Origin of the sequence: Rhodopirellula sp. UBA1907, from assembly GCF_002337565.1 — a bacterium.
GTDB lineage: Bacteria > Planctomycetota > Planctomycetia > Pirellulales > Pirellulaceae > Rhodopirellula > Rhodopirellula europaea.
In genome coordinates, this window is record NZ_DDGH01000028.1 from 1 (window position 1) to 723 (window position 723).

The following is a 723-nucleotide window of genomic DNA, read 5'->3' on the forward strand; positions in this document are numbered from 1 at the left end:
CTTCCGCTACGTCACTTATTGTTCACGCGTTGCTTCGCGGGAGGAACAGGCGGCGACACGGTTCATCCACAGAAAGGGGACGCCGGCAGCCGGGGAGTTGGCACGGGCTTTGCGAAGTTGGCTGACCGCGTGCCGCTCGTCGGCGTTTGAATCGCCGCCAGCCTCCTAACTGTTCTACGATGGATCTTCTCGCTCACCTCGATCGTTGCTTCGGGTTTCAATCCTTCCGTCACGGTCAACGCGAAGCCTGCGAGTCGATTGTGGCTGGCAAGGACACGATTGTGTTGATGCCAACCGGGGCTGGCAAAAGCCTTTGTTATCAACTGCCTGGCATTCTTCGCGATGGAGTGACGTTGGTGGTCAGCCCGTTGATATCGCTCGCGAAAGATCAGGCCGAGCATCTGAAGGAGGCTGGTCAGCCAACGGTCGTGCTCAACAGCACCAGGACGGCGAAACAGATCGAGTCGGCTCGTTCGAAGATCTCAGCGGGAGAGGTCAAGTTTGTTCTCACGACGCCGGAACGACTTCAGAAAACCGACATCTGCGAATTGCTCGCGGGCGTGGGAGTCGGGTTGATGGTGGTCGATGAGGCTCATTGTGTCAGCCAATGGGGGCACGACTTTCGTCCGGACTATTTGTGCTTGCCATCCATTCGCGAGCGGTTGGGTAATCCGCCGCTGGCCGCGCTCACCGCAACCGCTTCGGAGCGAACTTTAGACGAGG

General features: G+C 58.6%; 1 protein-coding gene. It reads left to right on the top strand.

What is annotated here, in order from left to right; genetic code table 11:
* Positions 1–179 precede the first annotated feature (179 nt).
* Positions 180–723 (top strand): DEAD/DEAH box helicase (locus B2R17_RS05835; RefSeq protein ID WP_286763232.1); only part of this gene is annotated, 544 nt, incomplete at its 3' end.